General features: G+C 73.3%; 24 protein-coding genes and 1 tRNA gene. 18 read left to right on the forward strand and 7 right to left on the reverse strand.

Going from position 1 to position 23,017, the window contains the following annotated elements; translation table 11 throughout:
* Positions 1-104: 104 nt before the first annotated feature.
* The 13 genes from QQK26_RS14880 (at position 105) to QQK26_RS14940 (ending at position 12,233) form a co-directional block, all read left to right on the forward strand.
* Positions 105-1,118, forward strand: a complete 1,014-nt coding sequence (locus QQK26_RS14880) for a TadA family conjugal transfer-associated ATPase (RefSeq protein WP_284234160.1) — start codon at positions 105-107, stop codon at positions 1,116-1,118.
* Positions 1,102-2,025: a type II secretion system F family protein gene (locus QQK26_RS14885; protein ID WP_284234162.1), complete on the forward strand. Its 924-nt coding sequence runs from the start codon at positions 1,102-1,104 to the stop codon at positions 2,023-2,025. The genes QQK26_RS14880 and QQK26_RS14885 overlap by 17 nt, the downstream gene beginning before the upstream one ends.
* A 106-nt stretch (positions 2,026-2,131) precedes the next feature.
* A complete protein-coding gene (locus tag QQK26_RS14890) occupies positions 2,132-2,350 on the forward strand; it encodes a DUF4244 domain-containing protein (RefSeq protein WP_431308019.1) in 219 nt (72 codons plus the stop codon).
* Positions 2,351-2,366: 16 nt separating this feature from the next.
* The gene (locus QQK26_RS14895) at positions 2,367-2,711 is read left to right on the forward strand and encodes a TadE family type IV pilus minor pilin (RefSeq protein WP_284234164.1); all 345 of its coding nucleotides are present in this window, start codon (positions 2,367-2,369) and stop codon (positions 2,709-2,711) included.
* On the forward strand, positions 2,708-3,094 hold the full coding sequence (locus QQK26_RS14900) for an Rv3654c family TadE-like protein (RefSeq protein WP_284234165.1): 387 nt from the start codon (positions 2,708-2,710) through the stop codon (positions 3,092-3,094). Before QQK26_RS14895 ends, QQK26_RS14900 begins: the two co-directional genes overlap by 4 nt.
* A gap of 149 nt (positions 3,095-3,243) precedes the next feature.
* Positions 3,244-5,994 (forward strand): type I DNA topoisomerase, encoded by a 2,751-nt coding sequence (topA, locus tag QQK26_RS14905; RefSeq protein WP_284234167.1) that lies wholly within the window; start codon positions 3,244-3,246, stop codon positions 5,992-5,994.
* Positions 5,991-6,629, forward strand: a complete 639-nt coding sequence (tmk, locus tag QQK26_RS14910; protein ID WP_431308020.1) for a dTMP kinase — start codon at positions 5,991-5,993, stop codon at positions 6,627-6,629. The genes topA and tmk overlap by 4 nt, the downstream gene beginning before the upstream one ends.
* 59 nt (positions 6,630-6,688) lie before the next feature.
* Positions 6,689-7,846: a DNA polymerase III subunit delta' gene (locus tag QQK26_RS14915; protein ID WP_284234169.1), complete on the forward strand. Its 1,158-nt coding sequence runs from the start codon at positions 6,689-6,691 to the stop codon at positions 7,844-7,846.
* 101 nt (positions 7,847-7,947) lie between these two features.
* Positions 7,948-8,565 (forward strand): TetR/AcrR family transcriptional regulator, encoded by a 618-nt coding sequence (locus QQK26_RS14920; protein ID WP_284234171.1) that lies wholly within the window; start codon positions 7,948-7,950, stop codon positions 8,563-8,565.
* A gap of 43 nt (positions 8,566-8,608) precedes the next feature.
* Positions 8,609-8,681, forward strand: a tRNA-Thr gene (locus tag QQK26_RS14925).
* Between the two features lie 77 nt (positions 8,682-8,758).
* Positions 8,759-9,766, forward strand: coding sequence for an ATP-grasp domain-containing protein (locus QQK26_RS14930; protein ID WP_284234173.1), 1,008 nt, complete (start codon positions 8,759-8,761; stop codon positions 9,764-9,766).
* A 161-nt stretch (positions 9,767-9,927) separates the two neighbouring features.
* Entirely contained in the window at positions 9,928-11,307 is a 1,380-nt protein-coding gene (locus QQK26_RS14935; protein ID WP_284234175.1) for an FAD-binding oxidoreductase, read from the forward strand.
* Between the two features lie 68 nt (positions 11,308-11,375).
* A complete protein-coding gene (locus QQK26_RS14940) occupies positions 11,376-12,233 on the forward strand; it encodes a DUF817 domain-containing protein (protein ID WP_284234177.1) in 858 nt (285 codons plus the stop codon).
* A 2-nt stretch (positions 12,234-12,235) separates the two neighbouring features.
* On the opposite strand, the gene QQK26_RS14945 is transcribed toward QQK26_RS14940, so the two are convergent.
* Both QQK26_RS14945 and dapD read right to left on the reverse strand, forming a co-directional pair.
* Complete coding sequence (locus tag QQK26_RS14945) at positions 12,236-12,688, reverse strand: hypothetical protein (RefSeq protein WP_284234180.1); 453 nt, start codon at positions 12,686-12,688, stop codon at positions 12,236-12,238.
* Positions 12,689-13,140: 452 nt separating this feature from the next.
* Positions 13,141-14,082 carry a 2,3,4,5-tetrahydropyridine-2,6-dicarboxylate N-succinyltransferase gene (gene dapD, locus QQK26_RS14950; RefSeq protein ID WP_284234182.1) on the reverse strand — a complete coding sequence of 314 codons (942 nt, stop codon included), beginning with the start codon at positions 14,080-14,082 and terminating at the stop codon, positions 13,141-13,143.
* Positions 14,083-14,129: 47 nt separating this feature from the next.
* Between dapD and dapE the strand changes: the two genes are divergently transcribed.
* The 3 genes from dapE (at position 14,130) to QQK26_RS14965 (ending at position 16,650) form a co-directional block, all read left to right on the forward strand.
* The gene (dapE, locus tag QQK26_RS14955) at positions 14,130-15,206 is read left to right on the forward strand and encodes a succinyl-diaminopimelate desuccinylase (protein WP_284234184.1); all 1,077 of its coding nucleotides are present in this window, start codon (positions 14,130-14,132) and stop codon (positions 15,204-15,206) included.
* Complete coding sequence (locus QQK26_RS14960; RefSeq protein ID WP_284234186.1) at positions 15,188-16,405, forward strand: mannosyltransferase family protein; 1,218 nt, start codon at positions 15,188-15,190, stop codon at positions 16,403-16,405. Before dapE ends, QQK26_RS14960 begins: the two co-directional genes overlap by 19 nt.
* A gap of 68 nt (positions 16,406-16,473) precedes the next feature.
* On the forward strand, positions 16,474-16,650 hold the full coding sequence (locus tag QQK26_RS14965; RefSeq protein WP_284234188.1) for a DUF3117 domain-containing protein: 177 nt from the start codon (positions 16,474-16,476) through the stop codon (positions 16,648-16,650).
* 66 nt (positions 16,651-16,716) lie between these two features.
* Here the strand turns inward: QQK26_RS14965 and QQK26_RS14970 are convergent, their stop codons facing one another.
* Positions 16,717-17,346 carry an O-methyltransferase gene (locus QQK26_RS14970; protein ID WP_284234189.1) on the reverse strand — a complete coding sequence of 210 codons (630 nt, stop codon included), beginning with the start codon at positions 17,344-17,346 and terminating at the stop codon, positions 16,717-16,719.
* Between the two features lie 83 nt (positions 17,347-17,429).
* Here QQK26_RS14970 and QQK26_RS14975 point away from each other — a divergent pair, with 83 nt between their 5' ends.
* Complete coding sequence (locus tag QQK26_RS14975) at positions 17,430-17,792, forward strand: twin-arginine translocase TatA/TatE family subunit (RefSeq protein WP_284234191.1); 363 nt, start codon at positions 17,430-17,432, stop codon at positions 17,790-17,792.
* A gap of 25 nt (positions 17,793-17,817) precedes the next feature.
* Here QQK26_RS14975 and QQK26_RS14980 read toward each other — a convergent pair whose 3' ends face one another.
* From QQK26_RS14980 to QQK26_RS14990, 3 genes are read right to left on the reverse strand one after another with little or no spacing between them, the layout of a single operon-like run.
* Entirely contained in the window at positions 17,818-18,939 is a 1,122-nt protein-coding gene (locus tag QQK26_RS14980; RefSeq protein WP_284234193.1) for an Mrp/NBP35 family ATP-binding protein, read from the reverse strand.
* The gene (locus tag QQK26_RS14985; protein ID WP_284234195.1) at positions 18,936-19,436 is read right to left on the reverse strand and encodes a DUF1003 domain-containing protein; all 501 of its coding nucleotides are present in this window, start codon (positions 19,434-19,436) and stop codon (positions 18,936-18,938) included. The genes QQK26_RS14980 and QQK26_RS14985 overlap by 4 nt, the downstream gene beginning before the upstream one ends.
* On the reverse strand, positions 19,411-20,709 hold the full coding sequence (locus QQK26_RS14990; RefSeq protein ID WP_284235376.1) for a magnesium transporter MgtE N-terminal domain-containing protein: 1,299 nt from the start codon (positions 20,707-20,709) through the stop codon (positions 19,411-19,413). The genes QQK26_RS14985 and QQK26_RS14990 overlap by 26 nt, the downstream gene beginning before the upstream one ends.
* 194 nt (positions 20,710-20,903) lie before the next feature.
* Between QQK26_RS14990 and QQK26_RS14995 the strand changes: the two genes are divergently transcribed.
* Entirely contained in the window at positions 20,904-21,404 is a 501-nt protein-coding gene (locus QQK26_RS14995) for a YflT domain-containing protein (RefSeq protein ID WP_284234196.1), read from the forward strand.
* Positions 21,405-21,481: 77 nt separating this feature from the next.
* On the opposite strand, the gene QQK26_RS15000 is transcribed toward QQK26_RS14995, so the two are convergent.
* Positions 21,482-22,945, reverse strand: a complete 1,464-nt coding sequence (locus QQK26_RS15000) for an aminopeptidase P family protein (RefSeq protein WP_284234197.1) — start codon at positions 22,943-22,945, stop codon at positions 21,482-21,484.
* Between the last annotated feature and the right edge of the window lie 72 nt (positions 22,946-23,017).

Consider the following 23,017-nt stretch of genomic DNA (forward strand, 5'->3'; position numbering starts at 1 on the left):
GACGGGGTACAAAACACGCCCTCCACAGCGCGGTCGACGGGTTCCACGCCACCCGGATGCGCGCACGACGCCCACGGCCCGCGGCAGGTGCCTAGCGTCGCCGCATGACCTTCGAGCCCTTCATCGCGCGGCCCCCGGCGGCGCTCCGCGACGTCACCCCGGTAACGGCGCCGCGATCCTTCGAGGGCTTCGGCGAGCTGACGCCGTTCCTGGAGGACGAGGCGGTCACCGATCTCTTCGTGAACGGCGGAGGCGCTGTCTGGGTCGACCGCGGGAACGGGGCCAGCGCGCATCCGCTGCCCGAGCTCGACGACGAACGCCTCCGTGAGCTCGCGGTGCGCCTGGTCGCGCTCGGGGGTCGGCACCTCGACGAGGCGAGCCCCTGCGTCGATGTGCGCTTGCTCGACGGGATCCGCGTGCACGCGGTGCTCGCGCCGGTGTCGGTCAGCGGCACGCTGCTCTCCATCCGCGTCCCGCGCGGCCGCGCCCTCGGGCTCGACGAGCTCGAGGCCGACGGCTTCCTGGGCGACACCCGCGCCGAAACGCTGCGGGCGCTGGTGTCGCGGCGTGCGAACCTGCTCGTGACGGGGGCGGGCGGCGTCGGCAAGACCACCTTCCTGGGCGCACTGCTCGGCGAGGCTGCTCCGCACGAGCGGATCGTCATCATCGAGGATGTGGCGGAGCTGCGTCCGCGGCATCCCCACTGCGTCTCGCTTGAGACCCGGCAGGCGAACCTCGAGGGCGCCGGCGCGCTCGGCCTGGACCGGCTGCTGCGCGAGGCGCTGCGCATGCGACCGGACCGTCTGGTGCTGGGGGAGTGCCGTGGCGCCGAGATCCGCGAGCTGCTCGCCGCGCTGAACACGGGGCACGACGGCGGCGCCGGCACGTTGCACGCGAACTCGCTCGACGATGTGCCGGCGCGCCTCGAAGCGCTCGGCTCGCTCGCCGGACTGCCGCCGGAGGCGATCGCGCGGCAGGCGGTGAGCGCGATCGACATCGTGCTCCACCTCGAGCGCACCAAGCGGGGGCGGGGCCTGCGCGCCGTCGGCGCGCTCGAGATCGACGGCTCGGGTCGCCTGCGCGCCAGGGAGGTGGGGGCGGATGCGCTCGCGGCATGAGCGGGCGCGGCCGGATGCCGCGCTGATGGCCGGCAGGGTGCAGCGCCTCGCCGTGCTGCTGCGCGCCGGGCTCACGCCCGCCGCGGCGTGGCACCAGCTGGCCGAGTCGGAGCAGGACGCGCCGGAGGTGCGGCGGATCGCCGACCGCATCGAGGCCGGCGAGCCGGCAGCCGCCGCCATCGAGGCGGAGTACGGCGGAGTCGCGCCCTGGAGCTCCGTGGCAGCCGCGTGGAGCGTGGCCTCGCGTGCCGGGAGCCCGCTGGCCGCCACGCTCGGCACCCTCGCCGCCACGCTACGGGTGCTCGCACAGCAGGAGCGCGAGGGTCGGATCGCGCTCGCCGGCCCCAACGCCACCGCGCGCCTCGTCGCGGTGCTGCCGCTCGTGGCCCTCGGGTTCGGCGCGGCGCTCGGCGTCGACGCCCTCGGCCTGCTGCTCGGCACCGGCTGGGGCCGGGTGTGCCTCGCCGTCGGCGTCGGCCTCATGCTGCTCGCGCGCCTCTGGTCGCGGCGCATGGTCGCGCGTGCGGCGCGAGGCCCGGTCTCACCCGGTCTGCGCATGGACCTGCTCGGCATCGCGCTCGTGGGCGGCGGCGCGCTCGACGCCGCGCGAGCCTGGGTCGACGAGGCCTGCGCTCGGCACGGGGTCGACGACCCGGGCGCCCAGGAGCGCACCGAGACGGTGCTCGCGCTCGCCGAGCGCGCTGGCGTGCCCGCGACCGCGCTGCTCGCGGCCGAGGCGGAGGAGCTGCGCCGCGAGGCCGCGGCCGGACGGCAGGAGCGTCTCGCGCGGCTCGGCGTCACGCTGCTCGTCCCGCTCGGCGTCTGCATCCTGCCCGCCTTCCTGCTGCTGGGGGTCGTGCCGCTCGTCGCCGGCGTCGTCGGCGGCACGATCTCGGGGCTCACCTGACCCGCGGCGACGGCCGGACGCCGCAGGCCCGCCCGGGTCCCCTCCGGCCACCGTGCGGCGCCGCGACGGCCGTCGCGGCGCACCCCAGAGAGAAAAGAGGAACGAGATGGACCAGATCACCGACGCCGGCCGCCCGCGAACGCCCAGGAGGATCGCACTGCTCCGCCGGATGCGCGACGACCGGGGCGCGGCCACGGCCGAGTACGTCATCGCCACCATGGCCGCCGTCGGCTTCGCCGGGCTGCTCGTCGTCATCCTGACCAGCGACGAGATCCGCACCGTGCTGACCGACATGGTGAACAGTGCGCTCACGTACGCGAGCTGAACGCGCCGCCCGCGCCGTGCTTCGGCGCGGCGCGGGCGAGCGCGGCAGTGCGACGGCGGAGACGGCCCTCGTGCTGCCCGCCATTGTGCTGGTGCTCGCCTGCTGCCTGGGCGCCCTCCAGCTCGGCGCTCGTCAGCTCCGGCTGCAGGACGCCGCGGCCGATGCGGCCCGCACCCTCGCGCGGGGAGAGCCCGCGAGCAGTGCCGCGGGCCGGGCCGCCGGTGCCGTGAGCGATGCGAGGCTGGCGATCGAGCAGGACGCCGACCTGGTGTGCGCCGTGCTCAGCGCGCCGGCGTCGACCGCGTGGTTCGACCTCGGCGAGCAGCGCGCCCGCTCCTGCGCGCTCGGAGGCGGGCGGTGAGACCGGCGAGTCGGCGGCGCAGTCGCGCCGTGCACGCGCTGCGCGACGAGCGGGGCGCCGGTTCCGCGCTCGGTCTCGGCGTGGTCGCCGTCACGGTGGCGCTGCTGCTCCTGCTGCTGCCGCTCGCCGTCGCGCTGCAGGGACGTCAGCTCGCAGCGAACGCGGCCGACGCCGCCGCGCTGGCGGCGGCGGACACCGCGATGGGCGCGGTGCCGGGGGAACCGTGCGGCAACGCGGGCCGCGTCGCCGCCGCCGGAGGCGCGGAGCTGCTCGACTGCCGGCTCGAGGGCGCCGTCGCGACCGTGCTCGTCGCGCGTGCGGTGCTCGGCGGTGCGGCGCGCGCGGCCGCCACCGCCGGTCCGGAGGGAGCGGGTCGAGGCTGAACGCCCCGTGGCGGCGCATCCGCGAGTGTGTATGGTGTGCAGGGCCGAGCCCCTCGGTAGCGGGGGCGCCGCACCCGGTGGACCCCGAGGGTCGCCGACGGCCGCGCCGGCCCCGCGAACGAAGCGCATGTGAAGGAAGAGGTACGCCCGTGCCCGCAACGAAGAAGCTGGTCATCGTCGAGTCGCCCGCGAAGGCGAAGACGATCGCCCAGTACCTCGGCGACGGCTACGAGGTGCAGGCCTCGGTCGGGCACATCCGCGACCTCATCGAGCCGAAGAACCTGCCCGCCGACCTCAAGAAGGGCTCGCTCGGCAAGTTCTCCGTCGACGTCGACAACGGCTTCGAGCCCTACTACGTCGTCTCCGACCAGAAGAAGAAGACGGTCACCGAGCTCAAGCGGGCGCTGAAGGGCGCCGACGAGCTCTTCCTCGCCACTGATGAGGACCGCGAGGGCGAGGCCATCGCGTGGCACCTCCTGCAGGAGCTGAAGCCCAAGGTCCCGGTCAAGCGGATGGTGTTCCACGAGATCACCAAGGACGCGATCCAGCACGCGCTCGGCAACACCCGCGAGCTCGACACCGCGCTCGTCGACGCGCAGGAGACCCGGCGCATCCTCGACCGCCTCTACGGCTACGAGATCTCGCCCGTGCTCTGGCGCAAGGTCGGTCCCGGGCTCTCCGCGGGTCGCGTGCAGTCGGCCGCGACGCGACTGGTCGTCGACCGCGAGCGCGAGCGGCTCGCGTTCGTCTCGGCGGAGTACTGGGACCTGGCGACCCTGCTGGCGCCCGGCGCCGACGCGGCGACCTTCGCGGCGCGCCTGTCCCGACTCGGCGGCAAGCGCGTCGCCAGCGGCCGCGACTTCGGCGACGACGGCGCGCTCAAGGGCGACGCGGTCGCGCTCGACCAGGCCGGCGCCACGGCGCTCGCGGAGGCGCTGCGCGCATCCGACGTGCCCGTCACCGTCACGAGCGTCGAGTCGAAGCCGTACACGCGCCGCCCGGCCGCGCCCTTCACGACCTCGACGCTGCAGCAGGAGGCAGCACGCAAGCTCCGCTTCTCGGCGAAGCAGACCATGAGCGTCGCGCAGAGCCTGTACGAGAACGGCTTCATCACCTACATGCGAACGGACTCGCCGAGCCTGTCCCAGCAGGCCACGAACGCCGCCCGCACGCAAGCCGCCAAGCTCTACGGCGCCGAGACCGTGCCCGAGAAGCCGCGCGTGTACACCGGCAAGAGCAAGAACGCGCAGGAGGCGCACGAGGCGATCCGTCCCTCCGGCGACGTGTTCCGCACCCCGGCCCAGCTCGAGGGCACCCTGCGCGGCAACGACTGGAAGCTCTACGACCTGATCTGGAAGCGCACCGTCGCGAGCCAGATGGCCGACGCGAAGGGCTCGACCGCATCCGTCGCCATCACGGCCGGACCGCTGAGCCTGCCGGGAGCGGATGCGCCTCAGACCGCGGAGTTCAGCGCCAGCGGCACCGTCATCACGTTCCGCGGCTTCCTCAGCGCCTACGAGGAGGGCCGCGACGAGGAGCGCCACGGCTCGGCCGACGAGAAGGACGCGAAGCTGCCGCCGCTCACCGAGGGACAGTCGCTCGTCGTGGCCGAGGTGGAGGCCAAGGGCCACGAGACCAGCCCGCCGCCGCGCTACACCGAGGCGAGCATCGTCAAGACGCTCGAGGAGCTCGGCATCGGGCGCCCCTCGACCTACGCCTCGATCATCTCGACGATCATCGACCGCGGCTACGTGACCCCGCGCGGCACCGCGCTCGTGCCCAACTGGATCGCGTTCAGCGTGGTGCGCCTGCTCGAGGAGTTCTTCCACGATCTCGTCGAGTACAGCTTCACCGCCGAGATGGAGGACGACCTCGACCGCATCGCCGGCGGCGACGCCGACCGCGTCGAGTGGCTCAAGGGGTTCTACTTCGGCCGCGAGTCGCACCAGGGCCTGCGCGGCGTGATCGACAACCTCGGCGAGATCGACGCACGCGAGATCAACTCGATCCCGCTCGACGACGAGATCACCCTGCGCATCGGCAAGTACGGCCCCTACCTCGAGGTGGCGCCGGGTGCCGACCCGCACCAGACGGGCGACACCGCGCGGCGCATCAACATCCCGCAGGACCTCGCCCCCGACGAGCTGACCGCCGCGAAGGCGCACGAGCTCGTCGAGGCGCCGGTGCAGACCGACCGCGTGATCGGCATCAACCCGGTCAGCGGCAAGCAGGTGCTCGCGAAGGACGGCCGCTTCGGCCCCTACGTGACCGAGGCCGCGCCCGAGCCCGAGGTGCAGGCGGATGCGGCCACCGGCGAGGTCGTCGAGGAGCCGAAGAAGAAGCCGGCCAAGAAGGCGGCTGCGCCGAAGGAGCGCACGGCCTCCCTCTTCAAGTCCATGGACCTCGCGACGATCGACCTGGACACCGCGCTCGCGCTGCTGGATCTGCCTCGTGTGGTCGGCACCGACCCGGAGAGCGGCGCCGAGATCACGGCGCAGAACGGCCGCTACGGTGCCTACCTGAAGAAGGGCACCGACACGCGCTCGCTCGACGGCGAGGACCAGATCTTCGACATCGACCTCGCCGGGGCGCTCGAGAAGTTCGCGGCGCCGAAGTACGGTGGCCGCGCCGCATCCAGCGCGCTCAAGGAGTTCGAGGCGGACCCGGTGAGCGGCAAGCCGATCAAGGTCAAGGACGGCCGATTCGGCCCGTACGTGACCGACGGCACCACGAACGCGACGATCCCGCGCGGCGAGGACGTCGAGGCGGTCGACTTCGACCGCGCCGTGCAGCTGCTCGCCGACAAGCGCGCGAAGGGACCGGCCAAGAAGCCCGCGGCCAAGAAGCCCGCCGCGAAGAAGCCCGCCACGCGCAAGCCGGCTCCCAAGAAGAAGGCGTGACGCACGTGCATCCCGGCCTCTTCGTCACCCTCGAGGGCGGCGACGGGGCCGGGAAGTCGACCCAGTCGGCGCTGCTGACCGCCTGGCTCGAGGAGGCTGGCCGCACGGTCGTGCACTCCCGTGAACCGGGCGGCACCGAGCTGGGCCTCGAGCTGCGGCAGATCATCCTGCACCGCCGCGGCTACATCGCCCCGCGTGCGGAGGCGCTGCTCTACGCGGCCGACCGCGCGCACAACATCGCCACGAAGGTGCGGCCGGCGATCGAGGCCGGCAGCGTGGTCATCCAGGATCGCTACCTCGACTCGTCGGTCGCCTACCAGGGTGCGGGTCGCGTGCTCGACGGCGGCGAGGTGCGCGAGCTCTCGCTCTGGGCGAGCGAGGGGCTGCTGCCCGACCTCACCGTGCTGCTCGATCTCGATGTGGCCGTCGGACGCGCCCGGCGCGACGCCGACGAGCGGGCGTGGGACCGCCTCGAGGCCGAGGCGCAGGACTTCCACCAGCGGGTGCGCGACGCCTACCTGCGGCTCGCCGCCGCCGAGCCCGAGCGTTTCCTCGTGCTCGACGCGACGCTGCCGCCCGAGCAGCTCGCCGCGGCGATCCGCGATCGGGTGGAGCGGATGCTCGCCGCGCGCTGAGCGCATCCGTCCGTTCCCGCGTGGTCGGCCGTGTCTGGGGTCGCCGGTAGCCTGGATGCGTGGCGTCGTGGGATGAGCTGACCGGGCAGGACCAGGCGGTCGCGACCCTGCGGGCCGCGGCCGAGGCCGCGCTGAGCGCTGAGGGCGGCGCCGCGATGAGCCACGCCTGGCTGCTCACCGGGCCGCCGGGTTCCGGCCGTTCCAACCTCGCGTTCGCGTTCGCCACGGCGCTGCTCGGCGGCGACCGCGACCCGAACGTCGCGCAGCAGGTTCGCGCGCGCAGCCACCCCGACCTCGAGGTGCTGACGACCTCGGGTGTGATCATCCCGATCGAGGCGGCCCGCAAGGCCGTGAAGCGCTCGTACTACGCGCCGTCGGTGTCGCCCTACCGGGTCATCGTTGTCGAGGACGCCGACCGCATGAGCGAGCACTCGTCGAACACCATGCTCAAGGCCATCGAGGAGCCGCCGGAGCGCACCGTCTGGATCCTCTGCGCGCCGAGCGAGGCCGATCTGCTGCCCACCATCCGCAGTCGCGCGCGCAGCCTGCGCCTCACCGTGCCCTCGGTCGCCGACGTGGCGGCGCTGCTCGTGCGCCGCGACGGGGTCGATCCGCAGCTCGCCGAGCGCGCCGCGCGCGAGGCGCAGAGCCATGTGGGCATGGCGCACCGGCTCGCCACCGACGAGGAGGCGCGGCGGCGCCGGGCGCACACGCTCGACCTGGCCCTGGGCATCCGCTCGGTCGGTGATGTGATGACGACCGCCGCCGCGTACCACGACATCGCGAACGAGGACGGCAAGGCGATGAACGAGGAGCGCGACGCCCGCGAGCGGGCCGCCGCGCTGCGCTCGCTCGGCGTCGAGCCGGGTGGCACGGTGCCGCCGAAGCTGCGCGGCGCCCTGCGCGAGCTCGAGGAGGAGCAGAAGCGGCGCTCACGGCGCGGGCTCCGCGACGGGCTCGACCGCATCCTGGTCGACCTGCTCTCGCTCTACCGCGACGTGCTGCTGCGACAGCTGGGGGCGCCCGCCGAGCTGGTCAACGAGGCGCTGCGCGATCGGATCGAGGACGTGGCGCGCCACACCGCGCCCGCCACCACGCTCGCCGTGCTCGACGGGATCGCGGAGGCGCGCACGCGCATCGAGGCGAACGTCGCGCCGCTGCTGGCGCTCGAGTCGATGCTGGTGACGGTCGCGATCGGGGCGCCGGCGCCGCGCTGACCGATCGACGACGCATCAGACCTCCGCATGCGAGCGGATGCGCGGAGCGCGGCGGTGACAGTGCGGGACTGCATCATTGCAGTGCGTGCAAGAATGAGGGCATGCACCCCGAACCACTCGGCCTGCGCGAGCGCAAGCGCCGGGCCACCCGACGAGCCATCCAGCTCGCCGCCCTCCAGCTGGTCGACGAGCGCGGCGCCGACGCCGTGACCGTCGAGGACATCGCCGAGCGCGCGGACATCTCGCCGCGCACCTTTTTCAACTACTTCGGCACGAAGGAGGGGCCGATCATCGGCGACCTGCCGAGCCTGCCCGACGACGCAGTCGTCACCGACGTGCTCGAACGCGGACCGCTGTGGGACGGCATCCGCGACCTCCTCATCGCGGCGACCGAGCAGAGCGTCTCCGACATTGAGCTCATGCAGCTGCGCCGCTCCGTGCTCGCCCGCTACCCGCACTACTTCGCCCTGCGGATGGGGGCGATGCACGAGGTCGAGGAGACGTTCACGGCGCAGCTCGAGCAGCGGTTCCGCGCCGACGGGCTCGACGACGAGCAGGCGCACTCGCGCGCGGCGCTCTGCACGCTGCTGGCGCTCGGCGCCGTCCGGCACGCCTGGAAGGTGTGGGCCGAGCACGAGGGCGCCGAGCCGCTCGTCGAGCACATCACCGCCAGCTTCGCCTCGGCGCCGAGCATCGTGGTGCAGCAGCACGCCTCCTGATCCGCTACGATGATCACTTGTGTCCGGCGCTCGCGCAGGCCACGCCGCCTTAGCTCAGTCGGCAGAGCATCTCACTCGTAATGAGAAGGTCGTGGGTTCGATTCCCACAGGCGGCTCCCCAGCCCCGTCCTCCGGTCACCGGAGATGACGTCCCGCATCCGCTCCCCAGCGCGACCGGCCTAGCCTGGTGGGCATGACCCTGCGCATCGCGGACCGGCCGACCGTCTACATCCTCCACGAGAACGCCGAGTGGCTGCCGCCGTTCACCCGCGCGCTCGACGAGGCGGGCGTGCCGTGGATCGACTGGGAGCTCTCCTCCGGCTCGATCGATCTCACGCAGGCACCGCCGGAAGGCGTCTTCTGGTCGCGGCTCAGCGCATCCTCCCCGTCGCGCGGCCACGCGCACGCCAAGGAGGTGGCCCGCTCGGTGCTGCGCTGGCTCGAGGCCGCCGGCCGTCGCGTGATCAACGGCAGCGGCGTGGTCGAGTTCGAGGTGAGCAAGGTCGCGCAGTACACGGCGCTCGCCGCCGAGGGTTTCGACGTGCCGCGCACGATCGCCGTGTTCGGACGGGATGAGCTGGTCGAGCGGGCGCGCACGCTGCCGACCCCGTTCATCACGAAGCACAACCAGGGCGGCAAGGGCATCGGCGTGCGCCGCTTCGACAGCCAGGACGACTTCGCGGCCTATGCCAGCAGCGATGGCTTCGAGGAGCCGGTCGACGGCGTCACGCTGCTGCAGGAGCACCTGCTCGCCGCGGAGCCCTTCGTGACCCGCGCCGAGTTCATCGGCGGGCGCTTCGTCTACGCGGTGCGCGTCGACACCTCGGGCGGCAGCTTCGAGCTCTGCCCGGCCGAGGCCTGCGCGGTGCCGCCGACGGGTCTCTCGCCCGCGGTCTGCGACGTGCCGGATGCGCAGGGCGGGTTGCCGGCGCCGGCTCCGCTGTTCACGGAGCGCACGGAGATCACGGCGGCGCATCCGCTCATCGTGCGGCTCGAGGCGTTCCTCGCGGCGCGGGGCATCGAGATCGCCGGCGTCGAGTTCTTCGAGACGGTTGATGGCAGGGTCGTGCCGTACGACGTCAACACGAACACGAACTACAGCCCCGACGTCGAGGCCGCGAACGGGCATCGCGCGGCGCGGGCGATCAGCGAGCTCCTCGCGCGCGAGCTGACCGAGCGCTACGCACCGGCCGCCGTGTGACGGTGCGGTGCCGGTTCCTGCGGACATGACGCGTCGGTCGCCGTACGACCGCTCAGCGGTGCCGGTATCCGCGGACGGGATGCCGTCGAACCGCCTGGACTGGCACCTCCAGCGGGTCCGCGGGCGCGGATAGCCTGGAACCGGACCACCCAGGAGGAGCGATGCCCCAGCCCCTGACCGACCTCGTCGCCGCCGTCGGCGCCGACGCCGTCCTCACCGGCGATGCGACCCTGCCGTACCGGCGCGACCACGCCGACGGCACGCCGGTGGGCGATCCGCTCGCGGTGGCGCTGCCCAGCAGCACCGAGGAGGTCGCCGCCGTCGTGCGCATCTGCGCCGAGCACGCCCTGACGATGGTGCCGCAGGGAGCCCGCTCGGGCCTCGCCGGTGGGGCGAACGCGATCGACGGGGCGGTGCTGATCTGCCTCGAGCGGATGCGCCGCGTGCTGGAGCTGGACGCCGTCGACCAGGTCGCGCGCGTGGAGGCCGGCGTGCTGACCATCGACCTCGCGCGCGCCGCGACGGACGCCGGGCTCTTCTACCCGCCGGACCCGGGCTCTTGGGAGATCAGCACGATCGGCGGCAACATCGCCACGAACGCCGGCGGCATGCGCTGCCTCAAGTACGGGGTGACCCGCGACTTCGTGCGCGAGCTCACCGCGGTGCTCGCCGATGGCGAGATCGTGCGGGTCGGGCACCGCACCGTGAAGGGCGTCGCCGGGCTCGACCTCGTCGGGCTGCTGGTCGGCTCGGAGGGCACGCTCGGCATCGTCACCGAGGCGACCGTGGCCCTGCTGCCGGCACCCGCGCCCTCCGCCGGGCTCTCGGCCGCCTTCCCGAGCGCTGCGGCGGCGCTCGCCGCGGCCGACGCCCTCGTCGCCGACGCGCGCCGGCCCAGCGTGCTCGAGTTCCTCGACGCCGGATGCATCGCCGCCATCGACGCCCTCATCGCCCGCGGCGACGCCCCCGGTCCCCGGCTGCCCGTCGCCGAGGCGCTGCTGCTGGTGCAGTCGGATGCGGCGGATGCGGTCGGCGACGTGCGCCACTACGCCGCGATCGCCGCGGCCCACGGCGCCACCCTCGTCGAGACGGCCGACGACCCGGAGCGGGTGGACGCGCTCATGGACGTGCGCCGCCTGCTGCATCCGGCCCTGCGCGCGATCCGCGGGGCGAGCCTCAACGAGGACGTCTCGGTGCCGCGCTCGCAGCTGCCCGCGCTGCTCGAGGGCATCGCGGCGCTGGGGGAGGAGCTGGGCATCACGATCGTGACCGGCGGGCACCTCGGCGACGGCAACCTGCATCCGACCGTCGCCTACGACGCCGACGACCCGGCGGACGTCGCGCGCGCCACCCGCGCGTATCTCGCCGTGATCGAGCTCGCGCTGCGCCTCGGCGGCACCGCGAGCGGCGAGCACGGCATCGGCAGCCTCAAGCTGCCCGCCATCGGCGCCGAGCTCGGACCGCGGGTGCACGAGGCGCAGCGGGCGATCAAGCGCGCGCTCGACCCGCGCGGGCTGCTGAATCCGGGGCGCAAGTACTGACGCGGGGCTGACGCCCTTCATCCGCTCGTCCGACGCGAGGGCGGCGATGCCCCGGCCAGGCTCGGAGCATGCACCCCCGAGGCCTGACCCCCGTCGAAGCGCGCATCGACCGGGCGGCCCGCCGGCTGCTCGACCGCAGCGGGCAGCGGCGCAGCGAGGCCCGCCGGCGGTGGGTGGAGTTCCTGGTGTTCGGCGCCAAGCAGGCCTGGGCCTGCGTCTTCGGCGGCGCGCTGATCGTGCTGATCCTGCTCTCGCGGCTCGTCTACCCGGCGGATGCTCCGATCGCCCGCGACGACGCCCTCACGATCGCCGCGGTGCTCGTGCAGGTGCTCATGCTCGCGTTCCGCCTCGAGTCGTGGCGCGAGTTCCGCGTCATCCTGCTCTTCCACGTCGTCGGCACGGTGATGGAGCTGTTCAAGACCGACGTCGGCTCGTGGACCTACGACGGCGAGGGGCTGCTGCGCATCGGCGGGGTGCCGCTGTTCAGCGGCTTCATGTACGCGGCGATCGGCTCGTACCTCGTGCGCGTGCACAACCTCTTCGACCTGCGCTTCGCCCACTACCCGCGCCGCTGGCTCACCGCGCTCGTCGCGGGCGGCATCTACGTCAACTTCTTCAGCCACCACTGGCTGCCGGACGCCCGCTGGGTGCTGCTCGCGCTGGTCGTGCTGCTCTACGCGCGCACGGTCATGCACGTGCGCATCCACGAGACGGTGCTGCAGATGCCGGTGCTCGTCGCCTTCGGGCTCGTCGCGCTGTTCATCTGGATCGCCGAGAACGTCGGCACCTGGGCCGGTGCGTGGCGCTACCCGTCGCAGCTCGACGGCTGGCACCTGGTCGGGCCCGAGAAGTTCGTCTCCTGGTACCTGCTCATGCTGATCTCGGTGGTGCTCGTGACGTGGGTGTACCGGCCGCGGGCGCCGTGAGCTCAGTCCAGCGTCAGGTCCGCCGCGACCGTGCCGTCATCGGCTCGGAGCGCGATGCCGAGCGGGCGACCGTCCGCGCCCTCGGGCAGCTCGATCGTCTGCGTCGTCGGCGCCATGTCCATCGTGCACATGCCGTCGCTCGGCGGCGCCAGCTGCAGCGTGACGCGGTCGGGAGCGTCGAGCAGCACCTCGGCGACCTCGGCCGGGCAGCTGGAGCTGCCGTAGGTCGTGAGCTCGAAGCTCGCGCCCTCCTCGAGCCAGGCGACGCTCGGCTCGAAGTCGTCCACGGGAGCGCTCGTCTCCGGGGCGGGCGCCGTCTCGGCCGGTGCGGTCTCCTCCGGGTTCCCGTCGAGCGAACCGCCCGCTCCGCCGCCGCTCGCGCAGCCGGTGACCAGCAGTGCCACCGAAGCCGCCGCGATCATGGCCGCCCGCATCCGTCCCGTCGTGATGTCCATGCTCTCGACGCTAACGAGCGGATGCACGGAGCGCAGCCCAACGTTCCGCCCGCCTCGCGCGTCGGCGCTGCGGGCATCCGGTACCCGGCGCCCGCGGCCTGCCCCGGCCCCGCGCCGCCCCGCCGTCCGCCGTGCTGTGGTCGCTCCGCTCTCTCCATCTCCTCGATCCCGAATGACGGAGTTCGCCGGGAGCGGAGGTCGGCACGGGCCGAACGCTCGGTGCTGCGCCGTCAGACTCCGTCATTCGGGATCGGGATCGGGATCGGTCTCGGCGGTCGCGAGACGTCGGAAGAGGCGAGGTGAGGGGCAGGTCCGCAGCGCCAGTCCGCCGGGACGTCGGAGGGACGGGCCCGCAGCGCGAGGGTGTCGGTCGGAGGGGCTGCCCGCAGCGCCACGGCGTCCGGACGACGGAAGGGGCCGGCCCGCAGACCGACCCCCTCCCGTGCGCGTGCCTACGCGTGCAGCGCCGCGTTGAGCTCGACGCCCTTGCCGTCGCGGGGCAGCACCTCGACGGCGCCGGTGACGCTGTTGCGGCGGAAGAGCAGGTTCGGCACGCCGTTCAACTCGCGCGCCTTCACGGTGCGCTGCTCGCCGCCGAGCACGACCACCTTGGTGCCCGCCGTCACGTACAGACCGGCCTCGACGACCGTGTCGTCGCCGATCGAGATGCCGATGCCGCTGTTGGCGCCGAGCAGGGCGCGCTCGCCGATGACGACGCGCTCTTTGCCGCCGCCGGAGAGGGTGCCCATGATCGACGCGCCGCCGCCGATGTCGCTGCCGTCGCCGACGACGACGCCCTGCGAGATGCGGCCCTCGACCATGGAGGTGCCGAGCGTGCCGGCGTTGAAGTTGACGAAGCCCTCGTGCATGACCGTGGTGCCCGGCGCGAGGTGGGCGCCGAGGCGCACCCGCGACGCGTCGGCGATGCGCACCTTCGGCGGCACCACGTAGTCGAGCAGGCGCGGGAACTTGTCGGCGCCGTACGCCTGGATGCCGTGGCGCAGCAGCACGGGCGCGAGGCGCGCGAAGGCGTCGGGGTGCACGGGGCCGGCGTTGGTGAAGACGACGATCGGCAGATGGCCGAAGATCCCGTCCAGGTTGAGCGAGTTCGGGGCCGCGAGCAGGTGGCTCAGCAGGTGCAGCCGCAGGTAGGCGTCGGGGGTCGACGCGGGCGCCTCGTCGAGGTCGATGGCCACGAGCACGGCCTCGACCGTCACGTCGCGGCGCTCGTCGCGGCCGAGCAGACCGGCGTGCTCGGCGGGCAGGTCGGGAGCGGATGCGGGCGCGTCGCCGAGCGCGGGAGCGGCGAAGTACGTGTCGAGGATCGTGCCGTCGGCGGCGATGGTGGCGAGGCCGTGGCCCCAGGCGCGGCGGGAGGAGGTGGGGTTGCTCATGATGCCGCCAAGCCTAGCGACGGCACCTCGCGGATAGGGTTGCAGCCATGCCTTCGCTCGACGTCACCGCCTCCTCCATCGAACTCACCCGGCAGCTCTGCGACATCGAATCGGTCTCCGGCGACGAGAAGGCCGTAGCGGATGCGATCGAGGCCGCCCTCGCCGGCGCGGCCCACCTTGAGGTGGTGCGCGACGGCGACGCGATCGTCGCCCGCACGAACCTGGGTCGGGCGCAGCGCGTCGTGATCGCCGGGCACATCGACACGGTGCCGCTCAACGACAATCTGCCGACCCGCTTCGAGACCGTCGACGACGTGGAGGTGCTCTGGGGTCGCGGCACCGTCGACATGAAGGCCGGCAGCGCCGTGCACCTCAAGCTGGCGGTCGAGCTGACGGAGCCGAGCGTCGACGTGACCTGGGTCTGGTACGACCACGAGGAGGTGGCGGATGCGCTGAACGGCCTGGGCCGCCTCGTGCGCAACCGCCCGGAGCTGCTGACCGGCGATCTCGCGATCCTCGGCGAGCCGACGGACAACGGCATCGAGGGCGGCTGCAACGGCAACCTGCGCGTCGCGCTGACGACCAGGGGTCAGCGCGCCCATTCCGCCCGCGCCTGGATGGGATCGAACGCGATCCACAAGGCCGGCGCCATCCTGCAGACCCTCGCCGCCTTCCAGCCGGAGGACGTCGAGGTCGACGGCCTCGTCTACAAGGAGGGACTCAACGCGGTCGGCGTCACCGGCGGCGTGGCCGGCAACGTGATCCCGGACGAGTGCGTGGTGACGGTCAACTTCCGCTTCGCACCGAGCCGCAGCCCCGAGCAGGCGGTCGAGTACGTGCGCGCCCTCTTCCCCGGCGTGGAGCTCGAGGTGCTCGACCTCGCCGCCGGAGCGCGCCCGGGCTTCGACAGCGCCATGTCGCAGGAGCTGCTGGCGGCGGTCGGCGGCGAGCCGCGCGCCAAGTTCGGCTGGACCGACGTCGCCCGTTTCTCCGCCCTCGGCGTGCCCGCCATCAACTACGGCCCCGGCGACCCGACCCTCGCGCACAAGGATGACGAGCGGGTGCCGGTCGCGCAGATCCCCGAGTTCGAGCGCGGTCTGCGCGCGTGGCTGACGCGCGGCTGAGCGAGCGCACCCGGCGCGGCAGCGCGCATCCGCTCTCCTGGCCCTGGTGGGCGCAGTCGCTCGCGATCTTCGCGGTCACCCGCATCCCCACCACCTGGCTGCTGCTCGCCGCGGCCGCCCGCCAGGAGGCGAACCCCTTCACGGATGCGGCGCCCGGCTACGCCGACTTCGCCACGATGTGGGACGGCGCCTGGTACGCGCTGATCGCCGAGCACGGCTACCCCTCGCAGCTGCCCGTGGACGACGCGGGTCACGTCCGCGAGAACGCCTGGGCCTTCATGCCCGTCTACTCGGCCGTCGTGCGCCTGCTCATGCTGGCGACGGGCCTGCCCTACGACGTGCTGGCGGTCGTGGTCGCGGTGGTCTGCGGCGCGGGGGCCGCGGTCGTGCTGCACCGCCTGCTGCTCGACGTGCTGCCGGCCGGCACCGCCGCCTTCGCCGTCCTGCTGTTCTGCGTCGCCCCGGTCTCGCCGCTGCTGCAGCTCGGTTACGCCGAGTCGCTGTTCGCGCTGCTGCTCGGCGTCGCGCTGCTGCTCGTGCAGCGAGGCCGCCTGCTCGCAGCCTTCCCGGTCGTCGCGGTGCTCGCGGTCACCCGCCCGGGCGCACTGCCGCTCGCGCTCGCCCTGCTGCTGGTCTGGATGCTGCGGCACCGCCGCCAGCGGCGCGAGGGCGTGCCGTTCCCCACCGCCGAGCGCTGGCGGCTCGGCGCCCTGGCCGTGTGGAGCGGATGCTGGGGCCTGGTCTGGCTGGTCGCCGCCGCGATCGGCACGGGCTCGCCGACGGCCTACACCGACACCGAGCTGGCCTGGCGCAGCGCCTACCTCGGCCGGCAGGAGCTCGTGCCCTTCACGCCGTGGTTCCAGGGTGCGCAGTGGTGGGTCGACGACGTGCTCGGCCCGATCGCCCTCGTGCTGCTGCTCGCGCTCGTCGCGGTCGCGCTCCTCACCCCGGCGGTGCGGCGGCTCGGCCCGCTGCTCGTGGCGTGGACCGTCAGCTACGGGCTGTACCTGCTGGCGGTGTGGTTCCCGCAGTCGAGCACGTTCCGCATCCTGCTGCCGGCCTTCCCGGCACTCGGCGCCGTCGCCGCGCCGCGCTCGCCGTGGTTCCGGTGGCCGCTGGTCGCCGCCTGCCTCGCGGGCCAGCAGCTCTGGATCGAGTGGTGCTGGCTCGTGCTGGGAGCCGACTGGACCGTTCCGTGATCGATTGATTTCCGGATCCCCTCGCGTTGCAGGGATAATGGGGGAGTAAGCCACGAAAGGGGAGCACGATGGCAGCGATGAAGCCCAGAACCGGTGACGGTCCCATGGAAGCCGTCAAGGAAGGGCGACTGATCATCGTGCGGGTGCCCCTCGAGGGCGGCGGACGACTCGTCGTCTCGGTCAACGACGCCGAGGCGAAGGAACTGCACGACGCGCTCGGCGCGGTCGTGGCCGCCGCGTCCTGACGCACCGAGCACGAACGAAGCGGGCGCCCGATCCTCGGATCGGGCGCCCGCTTCGTCCGTGCGGCCTCAGCCGCGCTTGACGAGCTGCAGCAGACCGTCGCCGAGGGGCGAGAGCGAGGCGATCACCGCATCCGACGTCGCGATCTCGGTGAGCAGGCTGCGGATGCCCACCACGGTGTCCTCGCGGCGCACCGGATCGGCGACGCGGCCGTGGAACAGGGCGTGGGTCACGAGCACGAGTCCGCCGGGACGGACCAGGCGCAGGCCGTGCTCGACGTACTCCAGGATCGACCCGGCGTCGGCGTCGACGAGCACGAGGTCGTAGCTCTCCTCGTTCATGCGCGGCAGCACGTCGAGCGCACGGCCGGTGATGAGGCGGATGCGGTTGGCGGGGACGCCGCCGTCGGCGAACGCCTTGCGGGCGGCCTGCTGGTGGTCGCTCTCGAGGTCGATGGAGGTGAGGTGCGCCTCGGGTGCGCCGCCCAGCAGCCGCAGGCCGCTGACGCCCGCGCCGGTGCCGATCTCGATGATCGTGCGCGCCCGCAGCGTCGCGGCCAGCACGGCGAGCTGCGCGCCGGTGGCGGGCGAGACGCTGTCGATGCCGAGCTCCTGCGCCGTGCGGCGCGCCTCCAGCACCGCCGCGGACTCGACGACGAAGTCCTCTGCGAACTTCCAGTTCAGCTCTCGTTCCACCACGTGCTCCTGCCTCCTCGGCAACTCTAGGGCGAGCATCCCTCGACCCGCAGGAGGCGCGGCGGTGGCGGCGTTAGTCTGTCGTCGTGTCCTTCCTCGGCTTGACCTTCGACAAGCTGCTGCTCATCGGACTGCTCGCCGCCCTGCTGCTCGGGCCGGAGCGGCTGCCGATCTACGCGAAGAAGCTCGGCGAGCTCGTGCGCTCGCTGCGCCGCATGACCGACGGCGCCAAGAGCCGCATGCGCGACGAGATGGGTCCGGAGTTCGACGACATCGACTGGCAGCAGCTCGACCCGCGCCAGTACGACCCGCGGCGCATCATCCGCGACGCGTGGGCGGAGCAACCGGACCGGCCGACGGTGAAGCCCGCGGCGCCGCAGGCGGCGCGCATGCGGGCGCAGGCGCTCGACACGACGAGGCCCGCGCCGTTCGACTCCGAGGCGACCTGACCCGCTCACGGTCGGCGCGGCCCGCTCAGCGCGGTGACAGCCCCAGGCTGCGCCCGGCGAGGCCGCGACCGCGTGCGGCGAGGCGGTCGGCCAGCGCGGCGATCGCGCGTGCGGCCGGGTCCTCCGGGGCGCCGAGCACCACCGGCGCGCCCGCGTCGCCGCCGCTGCGCAGCCCCGTGCTCAGCGGCACGCTCGCGAGCAGCTCCACGGGCTCCTGCTGCCCGGCCGAGAGCCGTCGGGCCACCTCGGTACCTCCGCCGGTGCCGAAGAGCTCCATGACCGAGCCGTCCGGCAGCGTCAGGCCCGCCATGTTCTCGACGACACCGACCACCCGCTGGCCCGTCTGACGGGCGACGACGCCGCTGCGCTCGGCCACCTCGGCGGCGGCCTGCTGCGGGGTCGTCACCACGAGCACCTCGGCCTGGGGGAGCAGCTGCCCCACCGAGATCGCCACGTCGCCGGTGCCGGGCGGCAGGTCGAGCAGCAGCACGTCGAGGTCGCCGAAGAACACATCGGTGAGGAACTGCTGGATGGTGCGGTGCAGCATCGGCCCCCGCCACGCGACCGCGGTCGACGCGTCGTCGACGAACATGCCGATCGAGATGGTCTTCACCCCGTGCGCGACGGGCGGCAGGATCATGTCGCCGACCTGCGTGGGCTTCTCGCCCGCGATGCCGAGGATCGCCGGGATGGAGAACCCGAACACGTCGGCGTCGACGAGGCCCACGGCGAGCCCCCGCTCGGCGAGAGCGACGGCGAGGTTGGCGGTGAGCGTGGACTTGCCGACCCCGCCCTTGCCGCTCGTGACGGCGATCACGCGGGTGAGGCTGTCCGGCCCGAACTGCTGGGCGCGCGACCGGCCACCGCGAAGGCGCTCCGTCAAGGCCTCGCGCTGCTCGCGGGTCATGACCGAGACGTCCACCCGCACCTGCTCGACCCCGTCGACCGACAGCGCCGCCTCGCGGACGTCGCGCTCGATGGAGGTCGCGGCCGGGCATCCGACGATCGTGAGGCGCAGGTCCACCGTGACGGAGCCCGCATCCGCTCGCACATCGCCGACCATGTCGAGCTCGGTGATGGGCTTGCGGATCTCCGGGTCGATCACCCGGTCGAGGGCGCGGCGGACCGCGGCGGCGACGTCGATCACTCGCGGTTGCGGTCCTTCTCGAGCTCCTCGAGCAGGCTGCGCAGCTCGTCGCGGATGAAGTCGCGCGAGGCCATGTCCTTCATCGCCAGGCGCAGCGCGACCACCTCGCGGGCGAGGTACTCGGTGTCGGCGAGGTTGCGCTCGGCGCGCTGGCGGTCCTGCTCCATCGCGACGCGGTCGCGGTCGTCCTGCCGGTTCTGGGCGAGCAGGATGAGCGGGGCCGCGTAGGACGCCTGCAGCGAGAGGATCAGCGTCAGCGCCGTGAAGCCGATCGCCGCGCTGTCGAAGCGCCACTCCTCCGGCCCGACGGAGTTGTAGACCATCCAGACGACGCAGACGAGCGTCAGCCCGATCAGGAACCACGGCGTGCCCATGCCGCGGGCGATCGACTCGGTGATGCGGCCGAAGCGGTCGCGGCTGGGGCGTCGGCGCAGCAGGGGCTGGCGCACGCCCTTGGGCGCGTCGAGCCGGCTATCGTCGCGTGGTGCGCGGGCCATCGGCCGACCTCCTCCGGGTGGTGATGCTGCTCGTATCGGTGCTCACGGCAGCGGCGGGCTTGCTGGGCTCGTCGGGATGACTTCGCCAGTCGTCGGGCAGCAGGTGGTCGAGGACGTCGTCGATGGTCACCACCCCGAGCAGTCGGTGCTTCTCGTCGACGACCGGCACGGAGACCAGGTCGTACGAGGCGAGGATGCGGCTGACCTCGGCCAGGCTCGTCTCCGGCGTCACCGGGTCGAGGTTGCTGTCGAGCAGGGTGCCGAGCCGCTCGTGCGGCGGGTAGCGCAGCATCCGCTGGAAGTGCACCATGCCGAGGAAGCGCCCGGTGGGCGGTTCGTAGGGCGGCAGCACGACGCAGATCGCGGCGCCCAGCGCCGGCGCCAGCTCGTGGCGGCGGATGAGGGCCAGCCCCTCCGCGACGGTCGCGTCGGCCGAGACGATGATCGGCTCGGTGGTCATCAGACCGCCGGCGGTGTCCTGGCCGAAGCTCAGCAGCAGACGCACGTCCTCCGCCTCCTCCGGCTCCATGAGCTCCAGCAGGGCCTCGCCCTGCTCCTCGGGCAGCTGGGCGATGAGGTCGGCCGCGTCGTCGGGCTGCATGCGGTCGAGCACGTCGGCCGCGCGGTCCTGGTCGAGGTGGGTGAGGATCTGCACCTGATCGTCCTCGGGCATCTCCTCGAGGGCGTCGGCGAGGCGCTCGTCGGGCATCTCGTCGACGACGTCGAACATGCGCTGCTGCGGCAGGTCGAGCAGGGTCGTGGCGAGGTCGGCGGCCTGCAGCTCGGAGTACTGCGCCACCAGGTGCTCGGCCGACTGCGACTCGCCCGCGGTGCTCTGCTCCTGCAGGTCCTTCCACTCGGCGAAGGTCGACTGGCCCTTGCCGAACGGCGAGGCGCTCGTCTTCGGACGGCGCAGGTAGACCTGCTCGATCTCCCACTCGCCGGGAGCGGATTCGGTGATCGCCACGTCCTCGACCGTCGCCTCGCCGGAGCCGTCGCGCAGCCGCATCCTGCGGCCGAGCAGTTCGGCGATCACCCGCACCTCGCCGCCGCGCTGCGCGAAGCGGCGCAGGTTGATGAGGCCGGTGGTGATGACCTGGCCGGCGCCGATGCTCATGACGCGGCCGATGGAGAGGAAGACCCGGCGCTTGCCCGGGACCTCGACGATGAGGCCGACCACGCGCGGCGAGCTGTCGGCGCGGTACACGACGAGGGCGTCGCGCACCTTGCCGACGCGATCGCCCGCGGGGTCGAAGACGGAGCATCCGGCCAGGCGGGCGACGAAGACGCGGGGGAGCTCACGCGGCCATCGTAGTCTCGGCCTCTGACCGAGCTCTGACCGGCCGGTGGCGGCGCAGCCGGTGCCACCGGGATGCGCGCTGCGAACCCCGCCGGGCCGCCGTGCGGTTCGCCGAGGGCATAGCTCAGCGCCAGCTGCGCGCCAGCCGGAGGCGCGACAATGGTGGCATGAGCGCTCAGACCCCCTTCGGCCGCCGCAGCCGCGTCATCCCCACCGTGCCGACGGGGGACGTGCTCGGCGAGTACGGCACCTACCCCGAGGCGCAGGCCGTCGTGGACCGCCTCGCGAAGGCGGAGTTCCCGGTCAGCCAGGTGGCCATCATCGGCAACGACCTCAAGATGGTCGAGCGGGTCACCGGCCGCCTCAGCTACGGCCGAGCCGCCCTCACCGGCATGGCGAGCGGTGCGTGGATGGGCCTCTTCCTCGGCCTGCTGCTCACCCTCTTCAACCCGACGGCGGGCGCGCTGGCCTACCTCGGTGCGGCCGTGGCCATCGGCGCCGGCTTCGGCATGCTCTTCAGCATCGTGACCTACTCGGCCAATCGCCGGCGCCACGACTTCACCTCGGTGCACCAGGTGGTCGCGAGCAGCTACCGCATCGTCGTCGACCCGAACCTCGGCGCGCAGGCCCGCGCCGCGCTGGAGCGCGGGCCCGCCGAACCGCAGTGAGCTGAGACCGACCCCCGGAGCGCGGCACCGTCGGCCCCTGGACCCGGTTCCATCGGGCCCCGATGCCGCTCGATCCGTCAGGCGCGCAGCGACGCCATCCAGGCCTCGACCTCGTCGGCGGTGCGGGGGATCCCCGCGGAGAGGTTCTCGTAGCCGTCCTCCGTCACGAGCACGTCGTCCTCGATGCGCACGCCGATGCCGCGCAGCTCCTCGGGCACGGTCAGGTCGCCGGGCTGGAAGTAGAGCCCCGGCTCGATCGTGAACACCATGCCCGGCTCGAGCACGCCGTCGAGGTACATCTCGCGCCGCGCCTGCGCGCAGTCGTGCACGTCGAGGCCCAGGTGGTGGCTCGTGCCGTGCACCATGTAGCGGCGGTGGAAGCCGGCGTCGGGCTCGAGCGACTCCTCGGCGCTCACCGGCAGCAGCCCCCACTCGGCGGTGCGGCGGGCGATGACCTCCATCGCGGCCGCGTGGATCTCGCGGAAGCGGATGCCGGGACGCACGATCGCGAAGGCCGCATCCGCCGCCTCGCGCACCGCCTCGTACACGCGGCGCTGGGCGGGGGTGAACACGCCGTCGACCGGCAGCGTGCGGGTGATGTCGGCCGTGTAGTAGCTCTCGCGCTCGACGCCCGCGTCGAGCAGGATGAGATCGCCCGGCAGCACGGGGCCGTCGTTGCGGGTCCAGTGCAGGATGCAGGCGTGCGGCCCGCTCGCCGCGATCGTGTCGTAGCCGACGGTGTTGCCCTCGGCGCGAGCGCGCCGGTCGAACGTGCCCTCCACGAGGCGCTCGCCGCGCGGATGCGCGACGATCTCCGGCAGGTCGCGCACGACGTCCTCGAAGCCGCGCTGCGTCGCGTCGACCGCGGCGCGCAGCTCGGCCACCTCGTAGGCGTCCTTGACCAGGCGCAGCTCGCTGAGCTCGCGGGCGAGCGTCGCATCCGCCTCCACCGCGTCCGCGCCGCGCGCGGCGTCCACCCGGGCGGTGATCGCCGGGTCGGCCTCGCGCAGCACGAGGGCGTCGGCGCCCAGGCCGTCGAGCAGCGCCGGCAGCTCGAGCACGCTGCGCGTGTCCACGCCGAGGTCGGCGGCGACGTGGCCGAGGCTCGGTCGCGCGCCCACCCAGAACTCGCCGATGTCGGAGTTCGCGTAGAACTCGTCGGTGTCGCGGCCGGCGGGCTCGCGGAAGAAGAGCGTGGCGACGTGCCCCTCGCCGGCGGGCTCGAGCACGAGCGCGGCGCCGGGCTCGCTGTCGGCGCCCCAGCCGGTGAGGTGGGCGAAGGCCGTGTGCGCGCGGAAGGGGTAGTCGGTGTCGTTCGAGCGCTGCTTGCGCTCGCCGGCCGGGATGACGATGGTCGCCCCGGGGTGCAGCGCGGCGATGCGCGCCCTGCGCTCGGCGGCGTGCGCGGCCTGCTCGCGCTGCGCCGGAGCCGGCAGCGGCTGCTCGGCCCACGCTCCGGCGATGTAGTCCTTGAAACGGTCGGACCCGGGGGTGGTGGATCGGTTCGCCGTGGCGCGCGGTGCCTTCTGGGTGTCGCTCATCCGTCCATTCTCCACCGCATCGCGGGAGAGGCGCTCAGGTCAGCCGGGCGGGTACGCCGAGACGCCTTCCCG

It is taken from the genome of Arenivirga flava, assembly GCF_030161575.1.
Taxonomy (GTDB): domain Bacteria; phylum Actinomycetota; class Actinomycetes; order Actinomycetales; family Microbacteriaceae; genus Arenivirga; species Arenivirga flava.

Excerpts from the sequence above, each read along its gene's own strand:
- QQK26_RS14880 (WP_284234160.1), top strand. The coding sequence starts at position 105 with ATGACCTTCGAGCCCTTCATCGCGCGGCCCCCGGCGGCGCTCCGCGAC.
- QQK26_RS14995 (WP_284234196.1), top strand. The coding sequence starts at position 20,904 with ATGAGCGCTCAGACCCCCTTCGGCCGCCGCAGCCGCGTCATCCCCACC.
- QQK26_RS14930 (WP_284234173.1), top strand. The coding sequence starts at position 8,759 with ATGACCCTGCGCATCGCGGACCGGCCGACCGTCTACATCCTCCACGAG.
- QQK26_RS14945 (WP_284234180.1), bottom strand. The coding sequence starts at position 12,688 with ATGGACATCACGACGGGACGGATGCGGGCGGCCATGATCGCGGCGGCT.
- dapE (WP_284234184.1), top strand. The coding sequence starts at position 14,130 with ATGCCTTCGCTCGACGTCACCGCCTCCTCCATCGAACTCACCCGGCAG.
- QQK26_RS14885 (WP_284234162.1), top strand. The coding sequence starts at position 1,102 with ATGCGCTCGCGGCATGAGCGGGCGCGGCCGGATGCCGCGCTGATGGCC.
- QQK26_RS14985 (WP_284234195.1), bottom strand. The coding sequence starts at position 19,436 with ATGGCCCGCGCACCACGCGACGATAGCCGGCTCGACGCGCCCAAGGGC.
- QQK26_RS14890 (WP_431308019.1), top strand. The coding sequence starts at position 2,132 with ATGGACCAGATCACCGACGCCGGCCGCCCGCGAACGCCCAGGAGGATC.
- QQK26_RS14965 (WP_284234188.1), top strand. The coding sequence starts at position 16,474 with ATGGCAGCGATGAAGCCCAGAACCGGTGACGGTCCCATGGAAGCCGTC.
- QQK26_RS14920 (WP_284234171.1), top strand. The coding sequence starts at position 7,948 with ATGCACCCCGAACCACTCGGCCTGCGCGAGCGCAAGCGCCGGGCCACC.
- QQK26_RS14935 (WP_284234175.1), top strand. The coding sequence starts at position 9,928 with ATGCCCCAGCCCCTGACCGACCTCGTCGCCGCCGTCGGCGCCGACGCC.
- QQK26_RS15000 (WP_284234197.1), bottom strand. The coding sequence starts at position 22,945 with ATGAGCGACACCCAGAAGGCACCGCGCGCCACGGCGAACCGATCCACC.
- QQK26_RS14940 (WP_284234177.1), top strand. The coding sequence starts at position 11,376 with ATGCACCCCCGAGGCCTGACCCCCGTCGAAGCGCGCATCGACCGGGCG.
- dapD (WP_284234182.1), bottom strand. The coding sequence starts at position 14,082 with ATGAGCAACCCCACCTCCTCCCGCCGCGCCTGGGGCCACGGCCTCGCC.